This is a genomic window from Amycolatopsis sp. NPDC051106 (assembly GCF_040682775.1).
Lineage (GTDB): Bacteria > Actinomycetota > Actinomycetes > Mycobacteriales > Pseudonocardiaceae > Amycolatopsis.
In genome coordinates this window covers 49774-68633 of record NZ_JBFBBQ010000002.1, presented here as the reverse complement: position 1 = coordinate 68633, position 18860 = coordinate 49774, and the positions used below count along the sequence as shown (strand labels likewise).

At 71.7% G+C, this 18860-nt stretch carries 22 protein-coding genes; 12 read left to right on the top strand and 10 right to left on the bottom strand.

Annotation, left to right across the window (positions count from 1 at the left end; genetic code table 11):
* Positions 1–39: 39 nt before the first annotated feature.
* Together AB0M83_RS01930 and AB0M83_RS01925 are read left to right on the top strand one after the other, a co-directional pair.
* The gene (locus tag AB0M83_RS01930; RefSeq protein WP_364510998.1) at positions 40–780 is read left to right on the top strand and encodes an SDR family oxidoreductase; all 741 of its coding nucleotides are present in this window, start codon (positions 40–42) and stop codon (positions 778–780) included.
* A gap of 29 nt (positions 781–809) precedes the next feature.
* Positions 810–1697: an SDR family oxidoreductase gene (locus AB0M83_RS01925; protein ID WP_364510995.1), complete on the top strand. Its 888-nt coding sequence runs from the start codon at positions 810–812 to the stop codon at positions 1695–1697.
* Here AB0M83_RS01925 and AB0M83_RS01920 read toward each other — a convergent pair.
* The gene (locus AB0M83_RS01920; protein ID WP_364510992.1) at positions 1678–2118 is read right to left on the bottom strand and encodes a DUF6314 family protein; all 441 of its coding nucleotides are present in this window, start codon (positions 2116–2118) and stop codon (positions 1678–1680) included. The genes AB0M83_RS01925 and AB0M83_RS01920 overlap by 20 nt on opposite strands.
* An 87-nt stretch (positions 2119–2205) precedes the next feature.
* On the opposite strand from AB0M83_RS01920, the gene recQ reads away from it, so the two are divergent.
* Complete coding sequence (recQ, locus tag AB0M83_RS01915; RefSeq protein ID WP_364510989.1) at positions 2206–4041, top strand: DNA helicase RecQ; 1836 nt, start codon at positions 2206–2208, stop codon at positions 4039–4041.
* Between the two features lies 1 nt (position 4042).
* Here recQ and AB0M83_RS01910 read toward each other — a convergent pair whose 3' ends face one another.
* Entirely contained in the window at positions 4043–4270 is a 228-nt protein-coding gene (locus tag AB0M83_RS01910; RefSeq protein ID WP_285998111.1) for an antitoxin, read from the bottom strand.
* Positions 4271–4434: 164 nt separating this feature from the next.
* Between AB0M83_RS01910 and add the strand changes: the two genes are divergently transcribed.
* Complete coding sequence (gene add / locus AB0M83_RS01905; RefSeq protein ID WP_364510986.1) at positions 4435–5412, top strand: adenosine deaminase; 978 nt, start codon at positions 4435–4437, stop codon at positions 5410–5412.
* Here add and AB0M83_RS01900 read toward each other — a convergent pair.
* Positions 5390–6757: a VWA domain-containing protein gene (locus AB0M83_RS01900; RefSeq protein WP_364510983.1), complete on the bottom strand. Its 1368-nt coding sequence runs from the start codon at positions 6755–6757 to the stop codon at positions 5390–5392. The two genes, add and AB0M83_RS01900, sit on opposite strands and share 23 nt — an antisense overlap.
* Positions 6754–7635, bottom strand: a complete 882-nt coding sequence (locus tag AB0M83_RS01895; RefSeq protein WP_364510980.1) for a MoxR family ATPase — start codon at positions 7633–7635, stop codon at positions 6754–6756. The genes AB0M83_RS01900 and AB0M83_RS01895 overlap by 4 nt, the downstream gene beginning before the upstream one ends.
* Before the next feature lie 63 nt (positions 7636–7698).
* Here AB0M83_RS01895 and mgrA point away from each other — a divergent pair, with 63 nt between their 5' ends.
* Complete coding sequence (mgrA, locus tag AB0M83_RS01890; protein ID WP_364510977.1) at positions 7699–8727, top strand: L-glyceraldehyde 3-phosphate reductase; 1029 nt, start codon at positions 7699–7701, stop codon at positions 8725–8727.
* Positions 8728–8835: 108 nt separating this feature from the next.
* On the opposite strand, the gene AB0M83_RS01885 is transcribed toward mgrA, so the two are convergent.
* Positions 8836–9348: a PadR family transcriptional regulator gene (locus AB0M83_RS01885; RefSeq protein WP_364510974.1), complete on the bottom strand. Its 513-nt coding sequence runs from the start codon at positions 9346–9348 to the stop codon at positions 8836–8838.
* Between the two features lie 90 nt (positions 9349–9438).
* On the opposite strand from AB0M83_RS01885, the gene AB0M83_RS01880 reads away from it, so the two are divergent.
* Positions 9439–10002 carry a hypothetical protein gene (locus AB0M83_RS01880; protein WP_364510971.1) on the top strand — a complete coding sequence of 188 codons (564 nt, stop codon included), beginning with the start codon at positions 9439–9441 and terminating at the stop codon, positions 10000–10002.
* A 3-nt stretch (positions 10003–10005) separates the two neighbouring features.
* Here AB0M83_RS01880 and AB0M83_RS01875 read toward each other — a convergent pair whose 3' ends face one another.
* Positions 10006–10746, bottom strand: coding sequence for a DUF427 domain-containing protein (locus tag AB0M83_RS01875; RefSeq protein WP_364510968.1), 741 nt, complete (start codon positions 10744–10746; stop codon positions 10006–10008).
* 100 nt (positions 10747–10846) lie between these two features.
* On the opposite strand from AB0M83_RS01875, the gene AB0M83_RS01870 reads away from it, so the two are divergent.
* Complete coding sequence (locus AB0M83_RS01870; RefSeq protein WP_364510965.1) at positions 10847–12046, top strand: ROK family protein; 1200 nt, start codon at positions 10847–10849, stop codon at positions 12044–12046.
* Positions 12047–12133: 87 nt separating this feature from the next.
* On the opposite strand, the gene AB0M83_RS01865 is transcribed toward AB0M83_RS01870, so the two are convergent.
* On the bottom strand, positions 12134–12595 hold the full coding sequence (locus AB0M83_RS01865; protein WP_364510962.1) for a pyridoxamine 5'-phosphate oxidase family protein: 462 nt from the start codon (positions 12593–12595) through the stop codon (positions 12134–12136).
* Here AB0M83_RS01865 and AB0M83_RS01860 point away from each other — a divergent pair.
* Positions 12594–13076, top strand: a complete 483-nt coding sequence (locus AB0M83_RS01860) for a MarR family transcriptional regulator (RefSeq protein ID WP_364510959.1) — start codon at positions 12594–12596, stop codon at positions 13074–13076. The two genes, AB0M83_RS01865 and AB0M83_RS01860, sit on opposite strands and share 2 nt — an antisense overlap.
* 50 nt (positions 13077–13126) lie before the next feature.
* Complete coding sequence (locus AB0M83_RS01855) at positions 13127–13444, top strand: nuclear transport factor 2 family protein (RefSeq protein WP_364510957.1); 318 nt, start codon at positions 13127–13129, stop codon at positions 13442–13444.
* Here the strand turns inward: AB0M83_RS01855 and AB0M83_RS01850 are convergent.
* Positions 13428–13940 (bottom strand): PaaI family thioesterase, encoded by a 513-nt coding sequence (locus AB0M83_RS01850; protein ID WP_364510956.1) that lies wholly within the window; start codon positions 13938–13940, stop codon positions 13428–13430. The genes AB0M83_RS01855 and AB0M83_RS01850 overlap by 17 nt on opposite strands.
* A 129-nt stretch (positions 13941–14069) precedes the next feature.
* Between AB0M83_RS01850 and AB0M83_RS01845 the strand changes: the two genes are divergently transcribed.
* The 3 genes from AB0M83_RS01845 to AB0M83_RS01835 are packed head-to-tail and all read left to right on the top strand — an operon-like array spanning position 14070 to position 17581.
* Entirely contained in the window at positions 14070–14435 is a 366-nt protein-coding gene (locus AB0M83_RS01845; protein WP_364511695.1) for a metalloregulator ArsR/SmtB family transcription factor, read from the top strand.
* A 9-nt stretch (positions 14436–14444) separates the two neighbouring features.
* Complete coding sequence (locus AB0M83_RS01840) at positions 14445–15173, top strand: beta-phosphoglucomutase family hydrolase (protein ID WP_364510953.1); 729 nt, start codon at positions 14445–14447, stop codon at positions 15171–15173.
* A 2-nt stretch (positions 15174–15175) separates the two neighbouring features.
* Positions 15176–17581: a glycosyl hydrolase family 65 protein gene (locus tag AB0M83_RS01835; RefSeq protein WP_364510950.1), complete on the top strand. Its 2406-nt coding sequence runs from the start codon at positions 15176–15178 to the stop codon at positions 17579–17581.
* Here AB0M83_RS01835 and AB0M83_RS01830 read toward each other — a convergent pair.
* Positions 17562–17744 carry a hypothetical protein gene (locus AB0M83_RS01830; RefSeq protein ID WP_364510947.1) on the bottom strand — a complete coding sequence of 61 codons (183 nt, stop codon included), beginning with the start codon at positions 17742–17744 and terminating at the stop codon, positions 17562–17564. The genes AB0M83_RS01835 and AB0M83_RS01830 overlap by 20 nt on opposite strands.
* 40 nt (positions 17745–17784) lie before the next feature.
* Positions 17785–18732, bottom strand: a complete 948-nt coding sequence (locus AB0M83_RS01825) for an exopolyphosphatase (protein WP_364510945.1) — start codon at positions 18730–18732, stop codon at positions 17785–17787.
* Positions 18733–18860: the final 128 nt, after the last annotated feature.

Below are 18860 nucleotides of genomic sequence, written 5' to 3'. Positions count from 1 at the left end.
GCGGTGATACCACCACCGCCCTGACCGGAAGAAGGAACCATGAACACCACCGAACCCCGCGTCGCGATCGTCACCGGCGGCTCCCGCGGCATCGGCCGCCAGGTCGCCGAGCGCTTGGCCGCCGACGGCATGGCGGTCGTCGTCAACTACGCCGGCAACGAGCAGGAGGCCCAGGCGGTCGTCGACGCCATCACCGAGCGGGGCGGCCGGGCGATCGCCGTCCGCGCCGACGTGGGCGACCCGGCCGCGGTCGCGGAGCTGTTCGACACCGCGGAGACCACGTTCGGCGGCGTCGACGTCGTCGCCCACCTCGCCGGCGTCATGAACGCGCCGGCGCCGATCGCCGACACCGACTTCGAGGTCCTCGACCGCGTGCACCGCACCAACATCCGCGGCACGTTCGCGGTGGCCCAGCAGGCCGCGAAGCGGGTGCGCGACGGCGGCGCGGTGATCACCACCTCGACGTCGGTGCTCGGGCTGAACCTGCCCGGCTACGGCATCTACAACGCGACCAAGGGCGCGGTCGAGGCGATCACCATGATCCTGGCGCGCGAGCTGCGCGGCCGTGACATCACTGTCAACACCGTCGCCCCCGGGCCGACCGCGACCGCGCTGTTCCTCGACGGCAAGGACGAGGCGACCATCGAGCGGATGGCCCAGCAGCCGCCGCTCGAGCGGCTCGGCAAGCCCGAGGACATCGCCGAGGTCGTCGCGTTCCTCGCCGGACCGGCCCGCTGGGTCAACGGCCAGGTGCTGCGCGCCAACGGCGGCATCGTCTGAGCACCCCGCCGACCACCAAGGAGCGAACCATGATCATCGTCGTCACCGGCGCCTCCAGCGGGATCGGCGCCCTCTCCGCCCGGGCCTTGGCCCGGGCCGGGCACACCGTCTACGCGGGCATGCGCGACACCGGCGGCCGCAACGCGCCCCAGGTCGACGCGGCCGCCGCGTTCGCCCGTGAGCACGGCGCGGACCTGCGCACCGTCGAGCTCGACGTCTCCAGCCAGGAGTCGGCGGACGCCGCCATCGAGCGGATCGTCGCCGACCAGGGCCGGCTGGACGTCGTCGTGCACAACGCCGGGCACATGGCGCTGGGCCCGGCCGAGGCGTTCACGCCCGGGCAGCTCGCCGAGCTGTACGACACGAACGCGATCGGCACCCAGCGCGTCAACCGCGCCGCCCTGCCCCACCTGCGCGCGCAACGCGACGGGCTGCTGGTGTGGGTGTCGAGCAGCAGCGTCCGCGGCGGCACGCCGCCGTATCTCGCGCCGTACTTCGCGGCGAAGGCGGCGATGGACAGCCTCGCCGTCTCCTACGCCGCCGAAGTGGCTCGGTTCGGCATCGACACCACGATCGTGGTGCCCGGCGCGTTCACCTCCGGCACCAACCACTTCCCGCACGCCGGGCACCCGGCCGACCAGGCCGTCGAAGCCGCCTACGAAGAGCGTTACGCCGGCCTGAGCGAGCACGTCGGGCGGAAGCTGGCCGAGATCACCCCGTCCGGCGCGGACGTCGCGAAGGTCGCCGGAGAGCTGGCGCGCGTGGTCGGCCTGCCCAAGGGCGAGCGGCCGTTCCGCGTCCACATCGATCCCGCCGACGACGGTGGGTGGCTGGTCGCGGAGGTCGGCGACCGGATCCGGAGCGAGTTCCTGCGCCGGATCGACCTGGGCGACCTGCTCAGCCCGTCGGCCGGCTGAACCGCGTGACGATCAGGTGGTCCTTCGCCGGGCCGCGGACCGCCCATTCCTGCCGCCAGCGTCTCGCGTCGAGCACGCGGTAGCTCCCGCGGTAGAGGTCGGCGCGGCAGGGGTGGTCCGTTTCCCAGTGCCCGGCGCGCAGGTCGAGCGCGTGGAAGAACCCGCCGTGGTCGAAGTGCACGTCGGCGCGGCCGGGCGCGGTGGGCCGGTAGTGCAGCGTGCGGGTCACCGGGCCGGTGTACGCGCCGAGCCGCATCTCGCCGGCTTCGCGGTAGACGAGGACGCCGTCCTCCTCGGTGAAGGTGGCCGTACCGGTCACCTCGCCCGCAGGCTCGCCGCCGGCGGTGAGGATTTCGCGGTCGAGCCGCCACTCGCCGGCGAAATGCGCGGCCAGGTCGGGAACCGGGAAGTACTCGTCCATCGCGATCAGTGTGTCATCCGGCCGCCGGGGCGCCGCGCCGGAGAGGGCGGCCGGAAGTTGTCGGACCCCGGCTCTAGACTCGGCCGCGTGGCAGCCCCCGAGACGGCAACGGTGTCCGAAGCGCTGGAGACCCTTCAGCGCGTGTTCGGCTACGACAGCTTCCGCGGCGACCAGGCGGCGATCGTCGAGCACGTGATCGCCGGTGGCGACGCGCTCGTGCTGATGCCCACCGGTGGCGGGAAGTCGTTGTGCTACCAGATCCCCGCGCTGGTGCGGCCCGGCGTCGGCGTGGTCGTCTCGCCGCTCATCGCGCTGATGCAGGACCAGGTCGACGCGCTGCGCGACGCCGGGGTCCGCGCCGGTTTCCTCAACTCCACCCAGGACTACGCGGCCCGCCAGGAGGTCGAGTCGGCGTTCCTGTCCGGCGAGCTCGACCTGCTCTACCTGGCGCCGGAACGGCTTTCGGTGGAATCCACCGTGCGGCTGCTCGACCGCGGCAAGATCTCGCTGTTCGCGATCGACGAGGCGCACTGCGTCGCCCAGTGGGGCCACGACTTCCGGCCCGACTACCTCCAGCTCTCCGCGCTGCACGAGCGCTGGCCGGACGTGCCGCGGATCGCGCTCACCGCCACCGCGACCGAGGCCACGCACAAGGAGATCGCGGCCCGGCTGAACCTCGACGAGGCCCGCCACTTCGTCGCAAGCTTCGACCGGCCGAACATCCAGTACCGGATCGTCGGCAAGAACTCGCCGCAGCGGCAGCTGCTGGAGCTGCTGCGCACCGAGCACCCGGGCGACGCGGGGATCGTCTACTGCCTGTCCCGGAACTCGGTCGAAAAGACCGCGGAATTCCTGGTGCAGAACGGAATTCCGGCGGTGCCGTACCACGCGGGTCTCGACGCGCGCACCCGCGCGAAGCACCAGTCGCGGTTCCTGCGCGAGGACGGGCTGATCGTGGTCGCGACCATCGCGTTCGGCATGGGCATCGACAAACCGGACGTCCGGTTCGTCGCGCACCTCGACCTGCCGAAGTCCGTCGAGGGCTACTACCAGGAGACCGGCCGCGCGGGGCGTGACGGCCTGCCGTCCACCGCCTGGCTCGCGTACGGGCTGCAGGACGTCGTGCAGCAGCGCAAGATGATCGACACGTCCGAGGGCGACGACGCGCACCGGCGCCGGCTGGGCGCGCACCTGAACGCGATGCTCGCGCTGTGCGAGACGGTGGAATGCCGCCGCGTGCAGATCCTCAACTACTTCGGGCAGAAGGGCGAGCCCTGCGGCAACTGCGACACGTGCCTGAGCCCGCCGGAGAAGTTCGACGGCACCATCCCGGCGCAGAAGCTGCTGTCGACGATCGTGCGGCTGCGCAACGAACGGCGCCAGAAGTTCGGCGCCGGCCAGGTGATCGACATCCTGCTCGGCAAGTCCACGCCGAAGGTCACGCAGTTCCAGCACGACACGCTCAAGACGTTCGGCATCGGCACCGAGCTGCGCGAGCCGGAGTGGCGCGCGGTGGTGCGGCAGCTGCTGGCCCAGGGCCTGCTCGCGGTCGAAGGCGACTACGGCTCCCTGGTGCTCACCGAGGCCAGCGCCGAAGTGCTGGGCGGTGACCGCCAGGTGATGCTGCGCCGCGAACCCGAGCGCACGGCGGCCGCGAAGGTCCGCGGCACGCGGAAGGCCGCCCCCGCGGCGGACATGCCCGCGGAGGCGGCCCCGCTGTTCGAGCGCCTGCGTGCCTGGCGGGCCGGCGTCGCGAAGGAGCAGGGCGTGCCCGCGTACGTCATCTTCCACGACGCGACACTGCGCCAGATCGCCACGCAACGGCCGGCTTCACTGGCCGACCTGGGCACGGTCAGCGGCGTCGGCGAGAACAAGCTCGCCAAGTACGGCGAAGGTGTCCTCGAGGTGCTGACCGCCGAGTGACCTAGCGGGCGGCCGGCCCGGGTCCCGGCCGTCCGTCCGGCCCGGTCACGGAGTTGACCTTGCGGACCGCCCCGGCGATCCGGTCGTGGTACTTGCCCTTGGTCCGGTCGTCGACGAACTTCGCGGCCTTGCCGACGTACTGGTTCACCTTTTCGGGGTTCTTCTTGGCGTAGGCGCGAGCCGCGCCCGCGGCCCCGGCCAACATGGTCAGTCTGCGCATCAACGGCACGGTGGTCCTCCCTCATCGGGTTTCGGTCATCCTGACAACGCGGACGAACCACCCGAAGGTTCCCCGTGTGACGACGGCCAAACCTCCGAGCACGGCGTGACGGACCGTCACCGGGCTCAAAAATGCGAAGCGGACCCGCACCGGTCACCCCTAGGGTCGCGATCATGCGCGACCTCGCCACCCTGCCGAAGGCCCATCTGCACGTCCACCTGGAGAGCACCATCCGGCCGGGCACGCTGCGCGAACTGGGCGAGGCCAACGGTGTCGACGTCCCGGCCGAGCCCCCGGTGTTCGACGGCTTCCGCGCCTTCGCCGACTACAACGCGCTCGTCCGGGCCTGCCTCCGGCGACCCGAGGACTTCGAGCGCGTCGCCCGCGAGTACTGCGAAGACGAGGCCGCCCAGGGCACGCGCTACGCCGAAGTCACGTTCACCGCGGCGTCCCACGGGGAACGCCTGGGCGACCTGGAAATGCCGCTCGAATCCGTCCTCAGAGGACTACGCGCGAGCACGTCCGGGCTCGAATGGCGCCTGCTGCTGGACCATTCGCGACGCCGGTCGGTCGACCGGGCCGAGCGCACCCTCGACCTCGCGGTGCGGTACGGCGAAGTCTTCGCGATCGGCATGGCCGGCGAGGAAAACCACTCCCTGCGTCCCTTCGCGGCGATCTTCGAGAAGGCCCGTGCGGCCGGCATCCACCTGCTGCACCACACCGGCGAGGACGCCGGCCCGGACAGCATCCGCGAGGCCCTGGACATCGGGCGCACCGAACGGCTGGGCCACGGCATCCGCGTCCTCGACGACCCCGAGCTGGTCGCCGAGGTCCGCGACCGGGGGCTCGCGCTGGAGGTCTGCCCGTCGTCGAACGTGACGCTCGGGCTGGTGCCGTCGCTCCCCGGGCACCCGCTCCCCCGGCTCCTCGACGCGGGGCTGACGGTCACGCTCAACACCGACGTCCCGTCGGTCACCGGCGCGAACCTGGCGGCGGAGTACGCCCGCGTCCGGGATGCCTTCGGCTACGACGACGCGGTGATGGCGGACTTCGCGCGGGCAAGCGTCATCGCGTCCTTCGCGCCCGAAGCGACGAAGGAATCGATGCTGCGCGGCATCGACACGTGGCTCACACCGGCAGCAGGCGGGTGACCAGCGTGCCGAGCTGGTGCACCGTGCGGCACTCGTGCATCTCGACGACCTCGGCGTACTCCAGCGCCGCCGAGTCGCCGGTCGACCACAGCGAGCGCCGCTCCGGGTTCAGCCAGTAGACGTGCCGGGCGCGGGCCTTGATCTCGCGGACGGCGTCGAGGTTCGGGTCGCCGCCGTTGGTGCGGGCGTCGCCGAGGATCAGCACCGACGTCCGCGGGCCGACCGCGTCGAGCCAGTTCGCCGTGAACTGGCGCAGCGAGCCGCCGTAGTCGCTGTGGCCGTCCCAGCGCACCAGCGCCGCTTCCGACAGCATGCGCGCGCCGAGGTGCTCGGGGTCGGCGCCGCCGCCGGTGACCAGGTGGGTGACCTCGTCCGCGCTGTCGACGAACGCGAACACGCGGATCTTGCTGAACTGGTCGCGCAGGGCCTGCACCAGCAGCATGGTGAAGTTCGCGAAGCCCGCCACCGAGCCGGAGAGGTCGCACAGCAGCACGATCTCGGGCCGGCCGGGCCGCCGGTGGCGGTAGGCCGGGCGCAACGGCACGCCACCCGTGGACAGCGACCGCCGCAGGGTGCGGCGCAGGTCGATCTGCCCGCGTGTGGTGCGCTTGCGGCGGGCGGCGAGGCGCGTCGCGAGCTTGCGGGACAACGGCTGAATCGTCCGCCGGAGCTCGGCGAGCTGGGTGCGGCTGGCGATGAGGAAGTCGACGCGGTCGGCCGCGGGCGCGATGGCATGCTTGGCCACCCGCTCGCGGCCCCGCACCTCGGCCGCGCGCCGGCGTGCCTCGGTGCGGACCTGCCCGCGGAACCCTTCGACGCGGCGGCGGATCTCGTCGCGGTCGAGCCGGTCGGTGAACTCGCCGCGCGCGCCGCCACCCCGCACCGCGGCCAGCACCCGCGCGATCAGCGTCTGCGACTGGAGCCGCTCCAGCGTCTGGTGGGCCGAAAACCCGCCGCCCGGGCCGGACGCCGAGCCGTACTGGCCGAGCATGTCCACCGCGAGCCCGGCGAGCTGGGCCAGCGCCTGCCGGTCGCCGTCCGCGAGCGCGGCGGCCAGCTCGTCACGCAGCTCTTCGAGCGTCGACGGCTGGTCTTCGCGGGCGCGTTCGGGCGCCCCGATCCCGGCCGGGAAGTACAGGTCGAACGCGGCGTCGAAGACCGCGCGCTGCCCACCGCGCCGGACCAGTGCGGCGGCCAGGCCTTCGCGGACCAGCGAGCGGTCGTCCATGCCGAGCACTTCCAGCGCGGCCGCGGCGTCGACCGTCTCGGCGGGACCGGCCGGGATGCCCTGGGCCCGCAGTGCCTTGACGAACGAGGCGAGCCGCTCCGGCACGCCGCCGGTCACGACGCGTCCAGGACCTGTTCGAGCTTCAGGCCGGCGCCGGCCTTGGCGATGTCGTCCTGGTGCTTGAGGACGACGCCGAGGCTTTCCCGCACGACCTGCTCGTCCAGCGTGGACGCGCCGAGCGCGAGCAGCGTGCGCGCCCAGTCGATGGTCTCGGCGACCGACGGCAGCTTGCGCAGGTCCATCGCGCGCAGGGCGGCGATCACCCGGACGACGGAATCCGCGAGGGCGGCGTCGATGCCCGGGACCTTGAGCCGGACGATGTCGCGCTCGAGGTCCTCGTCCGGGAAGTCGATGTGCAGGAACAGGCAGCGGCGGCGCAGGGCCTCGGACAGCTCACGCGTCGCGTTGGAGGTCAGGACGGCGAACGGCGCGCGCGTCGCGGTGATCGTGCCCAGCTCCGGCACGGTCACCTGGAAGTCGCCGAGGACCTCGAGCAGCAGGCCCTCGACCTCCATGTCGGCCTTGTCGGTCTCGTCGATGAGCAGCACGGTCGGCTCGTCCGAGGAGATGGCCGTGAGCAGCGGGCGGCGCAGCAGGAACTCCTCGCCGAAGATGTCGGTGCGGGCGTCTTCCCACGTCTCGTCGCGGCCGGCGGTGATCCGCAGCAGCTGCTTCGCGTGGTTCCACTCGTACAGCGCGCGGGCCTCGTCGATGCCCTCGTAGCACTGCAGGCGCACCAGGCGCGAGCCGCTGACCTGGGCGACGGCCTTGGCCAGCTCCGTCTTGCCGACACCCGCGGGGCCCTCGACCAGCAGGGGCTTGCCGAGCCGGTCGGCGAGGAACACCGTGGTCGCCACCGCCGTCGAGGCCAGGTAGCCGGCCTCGGCCAGCTTCGCCGACACGTCGTCGACGGAGGTGAAGAATCCCGTGCCCACCACGTGCCTCCTAAGCGGTCGCTCACCAGGAGCGTACCCGACGAGCGGGTTAGCATCGGGCGCGTGACCTACGTTGCGGCTTCCGGCCGATACGAATCGATCCCTTACCGGCGCACCGGGCGGTCCGGGCTCAAGCTGCCCGCGATCTCGCTCGGGCTGTGGCACAACTTCGGCCACGATCGCCCGCTGGAGACCCAGCGCGCCATCACCCGCCGCGCGTTCGACCTCGGCATCACGCACTTCGACCTGGCCAACAACTACGGCCCGCCGTACGGCTCGGCGGAGGAGAACTTCGGGCGCCTGCTGGCCACGGACTTCAAGCCGTACCGCGACGAGCTGGTGATCTCCACCAAGGCCGGCTACGACATGTGGCCCGGCCCGTACGGCGAGTGGGGCTCCCGCAAGTACCTGCTGTCCTCGCTGGACCAGTCGCTGGGCCGGCTGGGCCTGGACTACGTCGACATCTTCTACTCGCACCGCTTCGACCCCGAGACCCCGCTGGAGGAGACCGTCGGGGCGCTCGACTCCGCCGTCCGCGCCGGGAAAGCGCTTTACGTCGGGATTTCGTCGTACAACTCCGAGCGGACCGCCGAGGCGGCACGCCTCCTGCGCGAGCTCGGCACGCCGCTGCTGATCCACCAGCCGTCGTACTCGATGCTGAACCGCTGGATCGAGGAGGACGGCCTCCTGGACACCCTCGAAGAGGCGGGCGCGGGCTGCATCGCGTTCTCGCCGCTGGCGCAGGGCCTGCTGACGGACAAGTACCTGCAGGGCGTCCCCGCGGATTCGCGCGCGGCACAGGGCAAGTCCCTCGACCCGGACACCCTGGACGAGAACCGCCTCGGCCGCGTCCGCGCGCTCAACGAGATCGCCGGGCGCCGCGGGCAGTCGCTGGCCCAGCTGGCGCTCGCGTGGGCGTTGCGCGACCACCGCGTGACGTCGGTGCTGATCGGCGCGAGCAGCGTCAAGCAGCTGGAGGACAACGTCGGCGCGCTCGGCAATCTCGAGTTCAGCTCCGAGGAGCTGACCGAGATCGACGGCCACGCGACCGACGCGGACATCAACCTGTGGAAGCGGTCCTCGGACGGCTGACGGCCGACGACGGCGGGGCGCGCACCGCGCGTCCCGCCGTTCCGGTTTCGGACCGGGTTCCGCCGTCCGACCCGGAGAAGACGCACCGTATAGGGCGTTATACGACCCTCACTCGACCTGCTTGACCGCCCATTCCGCCCACTCGCGCTGCATCACCGAAAACCGTTTTCCCCACTCGAGCACCAGGCGGCCGTAGACCGACTGGTTGTCGTCGCCCCAGTCGATCGAGGCCTCCAGCTCGTGCAGCCGCTCTTCGCGCGCCCGTGCCGACTCTCCCATCGACGCGACGTAGCCGCGTGCCTGCGCCGGCGAGACCGAGCCGAGGAAGTACACGCGCAGCAGACCGGCGCTGCGCGGCGGCCCGCCCGGGTCGACGTCGACCAGCCAGTGCCGCAGCTCCTCGAGCCCGGCCTCGGTGATCTCGTACTCCTTGCGCCCGCGCGGGCCCTCGGCGAGGACGTGGATCATGCCCGCCGCCTCGAGCTTGCCGAGCTCGCCGTAGAGCTGGCTCTGCGTCGCGGGCCAGACGCTGGCCATCGCCCGCTCGAACCGCTTCAGCAGGTCGTAGCCGCTTCCGGGCTCGTCGGCCAGCATGCCGAGGACCGCGTGTCGAAGGCTCATGCGCCCATCATGACACTCCACTATTGACATGTCTATCCAGGAGGTTCTAGTTTCGACCTGTCACAATTGGAACGTCTGCGGGAGACCGGCATGAACTACCTGAAGAGCTTCCTTCCGTGGATCGCGTTCGCCGTGGTCGCGACGCAGTTCGACTGGCGCTGGTCCGGCCTGACCGGGCTCGTCATCTCGGCCGCGCTCCTCGTGCTCGCCCGCCGCGAAGGCCGCAAAGCGGACGCCCTCATCATCGAGTGGAGCGCACTCGCCTTCTTCGCCCTGCTCACGGCGGTCGCCTTCGTCTTCCCCGCGTCGCCGCTGAAGACCTACACCGGCGCGCTGACCGACGCCTGGCTGGCCCTCACCGCCTGGGGCTCGCTCGCGCTGGGCCGGCCGTTCACGCTCGGCATCGCGCGGACGATGACGCCGCCGGAACTCTGGGACAACCCGATCTTCAAGCGGGTCAACGTGGTCATCACGCTGGTGTGGGCCGCGAGCTTCACCGTCACCGGGCTCGCCGGCATCGCGCTGCTGAACTACGCCCCGCACGCGACGGCCGCGTTGATCACCCTCAAGGTCCTCGGCTTCGCCGTGCCCGTCGCCTTCACCATCCGCTACCCGCGCATCGTGCGCGCCCGGGCCGAAAAGGCCGCGCGCTGAGGTTCAGGCGAACTTGGTCTTCGGCCGCTCCTGGCGGACACCGTCGACGTAGACGTCGACCTTCTCGTCCAGGAAGGCGATCAGGCCGGCGACGCGCTCACTCTCCGGCAGCGGTGTCGGGTAGCTCCACGCGAGGTCCTCGTGCCCGGCCACGTCGAAGTGGTCGGCCGCGCCCTTGTACGGGCAGTGCGTCACGGCGTCGATCTTTTCGAGCAGGTCCATCCGGACGTCGACGCGGGGCAGGTAGTAGCGGGTCGGCAGGCCGGTCTCGAAGAGCAGGTGCGGCCGCACGGTGTCGGCGACGGTGACACCGTCGACCTCGATCCGGACGTGGCGCGAGCTCGGCAGGATGTCGACGCGGACGCCGGGGTCACGCGGGTGCGTGAAGATCTGTTCGTCCTCTTCGAACCAGTCGAACGCGCCGAACTCGAAGCGGACGTGGTCCCGGAGCTCCTCGATGGGCGAATCCGGGTATTCCAGCGCGGCGTCCACCGCCTCGGCTCCGCCACCCTTTATCGTCGACAGAACGCCTTCTCCGCGGCTGGGCGAGTGCGAGGTCCGGCCGGAGGGGACGAGAACGCCGCCGACGACGTCCGCGCGCGGGAAGTAGTACGTCGGGTAGTACGGGACTTCCCACACCAGAAGGGGGTGCACCGTGTCCGCGACGACCTGCCCGCCGAGGAACACGCGTACCCGCTTCGCGCCTTGTGCCACGCGGACCCGGCCGCGTACCGGAGTGCTCATGCCCCGGTCAACCGGTCCGGAAGCGGGCGTATTCCGGCGGAACCGGGCCCCGGGCGGCTAGCGTGGCAGCAAGCAAGCGGACGACAGGAGGCGGGCACGGGTGGCCGGCGTAGATGCTCCAACGGTCGGGACCCCCGCCGGGATGCGCAAGATCAACCAGCGGGCGGTGCTCGACCTGCTCCGCCGCGGCGGACCGGCGACCCGGCCGCAGGTGGCCAAGGACACCGGGCTGTCGAAGCCGACGGTCAGCCAGGCGCTGCTCGCGCTGGAAGCCGCCGGGCTGGCGCGCCCGACCGGGCACACGTCCACCGGTACCGGACGCTCGGCCGTGCTGTACGAGGCCGACCCGACCGCGGGGTACGTGCTGGGCGTCGACATCGGACGCGAGCACCTGCGCGTCGCGGTGTCGGACCTCGGCCGCACGATCGTCGCGCGCCGCGACGAGCGCAACACGGCGCGTTCCGGCGCCGCGCTGGTCACGGCGGTCGGGAAGATCGCGGCTTCGGCCGTCGCGGAGGCGCGGTTGTCGCCGGCCGACATCGTTGTCCGCGTGGTCGGTTCCCCCGGCGTCGCCGATCCGGAGAAGCGCTGCTTCCGGCACGCGCCGAACCTGCCGGGCTGGGGCCGGGCCGGGTTGATCGACGACCTCGAAGCGGCGCTGGGCCCGGACCTGATGGTGGAGAACGACGCGAACCTGACGGCGGTCGGCGAGGGCGAAAGCGGCGCCGCGCGCGGGGCGTCGGTGTTCGGCTGCATCACGATCGGCACGGGCGTCGGCATGGGCATGATGGTCGACGGCCGGGTGTTCCGCGGCGCGACGGGCGCGGCGGGCGAGATCGGCTACCTGCCGTACGGCCGCACGCGCGCGGCCGACTCCCCCGGCTCCCCGCCCGCACGCGGGCACCTCGAAGAGGCGACGGCGGCCCAGTCGGTGGTCCGCGGCGCCCGCGAACTCGGCCTGGGCACGGCGAAATCGGCCCGCGAGGTGTTCCGCTTGGCCCGTGAAGGCGACGAACTGGCCCGGCGCGCCCTGGAGGCGGAAGCGGACCGGCTGGCGTACACGGTGGCCTCGGTGGCGGCGGTGATCGACCCGGAGCTGATCGTCCTGGCCGGCGGGATGGGGGCCGCGGCGGATCTGCTGCTGGAGCCGCTGGACCGCGCGCTGCGGGCGTTCACGCCGCTGGTGCCGAAGGTGGTCCAGGGCGAACTGGGCGAGGACGCGGTGCTGACGGGGGCGATCAGCGTCGGGCTCCGGGCGGCTCAGGGCCTGGTCTTCGACCGCCGCGTCGGCGCCGCTTAGACCGCGCCGGCTCACCCGGACGCAGTGAATGACTCATTCCTGGCGTCGGACGCAGTGAATGAGTCATTCACGGCACGCTGGCGCCGCCTAAGCCGCGCGCCAGGCTTCGCCGCCGGTCGAAAGGCGCCACGGGGTCAGCTTCAGCACCGTGATCTTCGGGTCGCGGTGGTCCTCGCCGCCCAGGATCTTCGGGTCGTAGCCCAGCGGTTCCGGGGTCGAGGCGAACAGGTCCCACAGGTACCGGCGCGTCTCCTCGTCGTCGGCGAACTCCGCGCGGCACTCCGCCACCGCCACCTCGTGCCGCGGGTCCCAGTACGAGCACGACACGTACGGCGACGCCGCCAGGTGCGCCAGCTTCAGCGGCGTCGGCCGGGTGAACAGCCATCCCGTCAGCCCGTCCGGGCCCGCTTCCCAGATCGGGTGGACCACCCGCGACCGCGGCCGGCCCCGCCGGTCGACGGTCACCAGCGTGCACCACACGATCCGGTGCGCCACGCGGACGAACGCTCCGGCCAGCCCGGCCGGCACCCTGCTAGACTCCACAACCATGGTTGTGCATCCTACGCCGGGCGACCTCGACCTGTCACTCACCGCCCTCTTCGCGGGCTGGGCGATGACCGACGAGGTGCAGCGGCGGCTCACCGCACAGGGCCTGGGCGACCTGCGCTTCAACGACGGCGTCGTGATCCAGCACGTCCTCGCCGCCCCGCTGTCCATCACCGCGCTGGCCGAGCGGATGGGCGTGACGCAGCAGGCCGCGTCGAAGGCCGTCGCCGATCTCGAACGCCGTGGACTGCTGAGCCGCGAGCCCGACCCCGAGGACGCACGCACGAAGCTGCTGCACCTCACCGAACACGCGCACCAGGCCGTCGAAGCGACCCGGCGCCTCAGGAAGGACCTTCAGGACGAGCTGGAGACGGAGTTCGGCGCCGGCCGCGTCGACGACACCCGCGCCCTGCTGGCGGCGGTCATCGGCCGCTTCGGCGGCGGCGACGCGATCCGCGCGAGAAGGGTCCGGCCGCCCAGGTGATTACCTGCCACGTAATCGACGGCGAAGCTCGCGAAGCCGACGATGCTCCCATGAGTGGAACGAACCGCATGATCGTCGTCGAATGCCTGGAAAACCTGTTCGTGCACAAGGACTTCGACGCCGCGAAGGCCGCGCTGCACCCCGATTTCGTCACCCACAGCCCCGGCCTGCCCAACGGCCGCGACGCGTTCGCCGACGCCGTCAAGAACTCGCCGCTGGCGGGGGCGACCGCCGAGATCAAGCACATCGCCGCCGAGCACGACCTCGTCATGGTGCACCTGCACGTCGGCGGGACGGCCGTCGTCGACATCCTGCGCGTCGAGGACGGCCTGCTCGTCGAGCACTGGGACGTCAAGCAGCCCGGGTGAGCACGCAGGTCCCCGACGCCGTCGCCAGGAGCTTGCCTTCGGCGTCGCGGATCTCCCCTTCGGCGAACGCGATCCGCGAGCCCTCCTTCACCACCCGCCCGGTCGCGCGGATCTCACCGCGGCCCGCGTGGATGGCGCGCAGGTAGCTCACCTTCAGCTCGACCGACGAGTAGCCGACGCCGGCCGGCAGCGTCGTGTGCACCGCGCAGCCGACCACCGAATCCAGCATCGTCGCCGCGACCCCGCCGTGGACCATCCCGATCGGGTTGTACAGCGACTCGTCCGGCTCGGCGACGGCGACCACCTCGCCGTGGCCGATGTGCTCCCAGCGCAGCCCGAAGTGCGCGGCGATCGGCGGACCGGGCAGCGTGCCGTCGGCAATGGCCGTCAGGTAGTCGAACCCGGACATCGTGCTCCCGAGCCGGGCGGTCGGCAGCGGGTCCTGCCAGGTGATGGTCTTCGAGCGGGTCTGCGCCCCGGCGGCCACGTCGGTCATCTCGGCTCCTCGATTATGACAACTGTCTTAATCGCAGCCTCGCCCGCGCACCCGCCGACGTCAAGCGCGGCGTGACCCAGGCCACCGGTGGTCCGCCCGCGGCCCGGGTGGAATCATCCGGGGGTGGACATCGACCCCGGCCGCAAGCTCATCGACCCCGAACGGGTGGCCGCCGCGGTCGACGGGCTGGGCGACCGCGCCGTCATCGACGAGTGGGCGCAGCGGTTTTCCGTGGTCGCCGACCCGTCGCGGCTCGCGTTGCTGGTCTCGATCCACTACGCCCGCGAGATCAGCGTCACCGACCTCGCCGCCGTCACGGGCATGACCGACACCGCGGTTTCCCAGGCCCTGCGGCTGCTGCGCGCGCACGGGCTCGTCACCACCCAGCGGACCGGGCGCGTCGTGCGCTACCGGCTCGCCGACGCCACCGTGCACGAGCTCATCCACCGGGTGCGGCCGCACCCGGAACGGCCCGCGCACGACGACGAACGGTAACGTGCGGGCATGACGGGACTGCCCGAGACCATCACCGCCTGCCTGTTCGACCTCGACGGAGTGTTGACCGGCACCGCGGTTCTCCACAGCCAAGCCTGGAAACGGACTTTCGACGAATTTCTGCGCGCCCGCGACGGTGCTGACTTCCGAGAGTTCACCGATCTGGACTACGCGACCTATGTGGACGGCCGCCCGCGCGCCGACGGGGTCCGCGAATTCCTGCGCTCGCGCGGGATCGAGCTGCCGGAAGGCACTCCCGACGACGCTCCGGACGCCCCCACCGTCAACGGTGTCGGCAACCGCAAGAACGAGCTCGTCCTGAAAATCATCGAGGAACGGGGCGTGAACCCCTACCCCGGCTCGATCCGGTACCTGGAAGCGGTCAAGGCCGCCGGCCTGCGCATCGCCGTCGTGACGTCGTCGGCGAACGGCGCGAAGGTGCTCGACGCCGGCGACTTGAGCAAGTACGTCGAAGCCCGCGTCGACGGCCTCACGATCCGCGAGCAGCACCTGAAGGGCAAGCCCGCGCCGGACTCGTTCCTGGCCGGCGCCGCGGCGCTCGGCGTCGAGCCCGCCCACGCTGCCGTGTTCGAGGACGCCCAGTCCGGCGTCCAGGCGGGCAAGGCCGGCGGCTTCGGCTACGTCGTGGGCGTGAACCGCGCGAACCAGGCCGACCAGCTGCGGGCCCACGGGGCCGACATCGTCGTCGACGACCTCGCCGACCTCCTGGAGGACTGAGCATGACCGAGGAAGAACCCCGCGGCTACGAGTGCGCGCCGTGGGAGCTGCGGTGGCGCGGCATGGACGTCGACGCCCTGCAGCGCACCGAGTCGGCGTTCGCCGTGTCGAACGGGCACATCGGGCTGCGCGGCACGCTCGAGGAGGCCGAGCCGCGCGGGCTGCCCGGCACGTATCTCAACGGCTTCTACGAGCAGCACGAGCTCCCCTACGCCGAAGCGGGCTACGGCTACCCCGAAGAGGGCCAGACCGTCGTCAACGTGACCGACGGCAAGATCATCCGGTTGCTCGTCGAAGACGAACCGCTCGACATGCGCTACGGCGCCGCCACCAAGCACGACCGGGTGCTCGACTTCCGCAGGGGCACGCTCAGCCGCAGCACCGAATGGTCGTCGCCGACCGGGCGGCGGGTCCGCGTGCGCACCGAGCGGCTGGTGTCGTTCACCCAGCGCGCGATCGCCGCGATCCGGTACGAGGTCGAACCGCTCGACGAGGACCTGCAGCTGGTCGTCCAGTCCGACCTGCTGGCCAACGAGCCCATCGAGTCCGACACGAGCGACCCGCGGGTGGCCGCCGCGCTGAACTCGCCGCTGGTCGGCGAGTTCCACCGCGCGTCCGACTACAACGCCGTGCTGGTGCACCAGACCCGCCGGTCGGGGCTGCGGATGGCCGCGGCGATGGACCACAAGATCGAGGTGGACGACGGGATCCGGGCCCGCATCCACTCCGAGGAGGACCTCGCGCGGCTCACCGTCGCGGTCGACGTGCCGAAGGGCGGGCGGCTGCGCATCACGAAGTTCCTCGCCTACGGCTGGTCCGCGCAGCGTTCGGTACCCGCGCTGCGGTCGCAGGTCGAGGCCGCGCTGGCGGGCGCGCGCCAGACCGGCTGGAAGGGCCTGGTCACCGAGCAGCGCGAGTTCCTCGACGACTTCTGGGCCACCTCGGACATCGAGATCGACGGCGATCCCGAGCTGCAGCAAGCCGTCCGCTTCGCGCTGTTCCACCTCCTGCAGGCCGGGGCCCGCGGCGAAAGCCGCGCGATCGCGGGCAAGGGGCTGACCGGCCCGGGCTACGACGGGCACGCCTTCTGGGACACCGAATCGTTCGTGCTGCCGGTGCTCACCTACACGATGCCGGACGCGGCGCGCGACGCCCTGCGCTGGCGGCACTCCACAATGGACAAAGCACGGGAACGCGCGCACCAGCTGGGGTTGCGCGGCGCGGCGTTCCCGTGGCGCTCGATCAACGGCGCCGAGTGCTCGGCGTACTGGCCGGCGGGCACGGCCGCGTTCCACGTCAGCGCGGACATCGCCGACGCCGTGCTGCGCTACCTCAACGCGACCGGTGACGACCAGTTCGAGCGCGACTACGGCACCGAACTGCTGCTGGAGACCGCGCGGCTGTGGGCGTCGCTGGGCCACCACGACCGGCACGGCGCGTTCCGCATCGACGGCGTCACCGGGCCGGACGAGTACTCGGCGGTGGCGGACAACAACGTCTACACGAACCTGATGGCGAAGCGGAACCTGCTGGCGGCGGCGGAGTCTTGCCAACGCCAGCCGGACGTGGCCGCGAAGTTCGGCGTCGACACGGTGGAGCTCGACTCGTGGCGCGCGGCCGCCGCGGCGATGTACCTGCCCTACGACGAAGAGCTCGGCGTGCACCCGCAGTCGGAGGGCTTCCTCGACCACGACGAGTGGGACTACGAGCACACGGACATCGCGCACTACCCGCTGCTGCTGCACTTCCCGTACTTCGACCTGTACCGCAAGCAGGTCGTGAAGCAGGCGGACCTGGTGCTGGCGCTCTACCTGTGCGGCGACTCCTTCAGCCTGGAGGAGAAGGCCCGCAACTTCGCCTACTACGAAGCGAGGACCGTGCGCGACTCCTCGCTGTCGGCGGGCACGCAGGCGGTGGTCGCGGCCGAGGTCGGGCAGCTCGAACTGGCCTACGACTACCTCGCCGAAGCCGCGCTGACCGATCTGCACGACGTGCACAACAACGTGCGCAACGGCCTGCACATGGCGTCGCTGGCCGGGGCGTGGCAGGGTGCCGTGGCCGGTTTCGGCGGCCTGCGCGACCACGGTTCGACGCTGGCGTTCGCGCCGCGGCTGCCGCCGCAGCTGGACCGGATCACCTTCCGCCTGATGTTCCGCGGCACCCGGTTCCAGGTGGAGATCGACCGGGACCAGGCCACGTACCACGTGCTGGACGGCGAGCCGCTGGAAGTGCTGCACCACGGCGAGCGCGTCACGGTCACCGCCGAGCCGCAGCGGTTCGCGATCCCGAAGATCGACGCGGGTGACCCGCCGCGCCAGCCGCCGGGCCGCGCTCCCATGCGGCGCGACTCGGAGAAGGTGCGTCAGTACGCGGATCCGACCAACCCGGTCACTCTGGAAGGTCGCTGACAGCAGTCCGCCCGGGTGGGGCCGGTACCTCTTCGGTCCCGCCCGGGTTCACGTCCGGGTCGGGCGCGGTGGGCACGTCGTGGGTCAGCTTGCCGGCGTTCGGCAGCTTGGGGAGCTCGTCGTCTTCGTCGTCGCGGGCGTGGCTGTGCTGCTGCTGGCTCATACCTTCCGGAATACCCGGTTTTCCCGGCCGCGGCCAGGGGTCAGGCCGCCGCGACCTTGTTCCGCGCCTTTTCCCGCGCTTGGTCCTGCAGGGTCAGCAGCAGGCCGTCGCGGGTCGACCAGGGGCAGATCGCGACCTTGCCGCCCGCGACCGTCAGCAGCGCTTCCGCCACGATCGCGCCCGCCAGCGCCTGGTGGGCACGGCTGCGGGAGATCCCCGGCAGCTCCGCGCGCTTCGACGGCGGCAGCGCGGCGAGCCGCGGGATCCAGGCCCGCAGGTCGTCGAGGCGCAGCTCCTTGCACTTGTTCGGGCGGGCACCCGCCAGCCGCGCGAGCTGCTGCAGCACCTTCGAACACCCGACGACGTGCGGGTCGTCGACGTCCGCGGCCCCCAGGGTCGTGGTCACGACGTCGAGCGCGTGCGCGCGCAGCGCCTTGACCTGCTTGGTCGACACGCGCTCGCCCGGCAGCCAGTCACGGGTCATCGACCGCGCGCCCAGCGGCAGCGACCGCGCGAACGTGGCCTGGTCGCCGCGGCCCGCGGCCAGCTCGACCGTGCCGCCGCCGATGTCGAGGACCAGCAGCGGCCCGGCCTCCGCGCCGAACCAGCGGCGGGTGGCCAGGTAGGTCAGTTCGGCTTCCCGGCGACCGGAGAGGAACCGCAGCTCGACGCCGGTTTCCCCGGCGACGTGCGCGACGACGTCCGCCGCGTTGGCGGCGTCGCGGATCGAAGACGTCGCGAGCGGGTAGACGTTGTTCACGCCGTGGCGGTACGCGGTGGTCATGCCCGCGGCGACGGCGGCCGTGACGGCGGCGATGCCGCGGTCGGAGAGCCGGCCGCGGCCGTCGAGCTCGCGGTCGAGACGCAGTCGCGTCTGGTGGTTCAGCACGGGCTCGCGCGGCGAGCCGTCCACCGGGACCACGACCAGGCGCGCGCTGAACGAGCCGACGTCCAGTACGCCCACCGCGGGCTCTTCGATTCTTCGCACGGCTCGGCGCACCTCACTTTCGGACGAACGGATTCCCCGGTTCGCCAGGTCGAAACACGCAATACTGCCCGAAATCGCCGCGGTTCGCCGGGAATTGTCGGCTTTACCTCCTCCGGACGTGCTTTGTT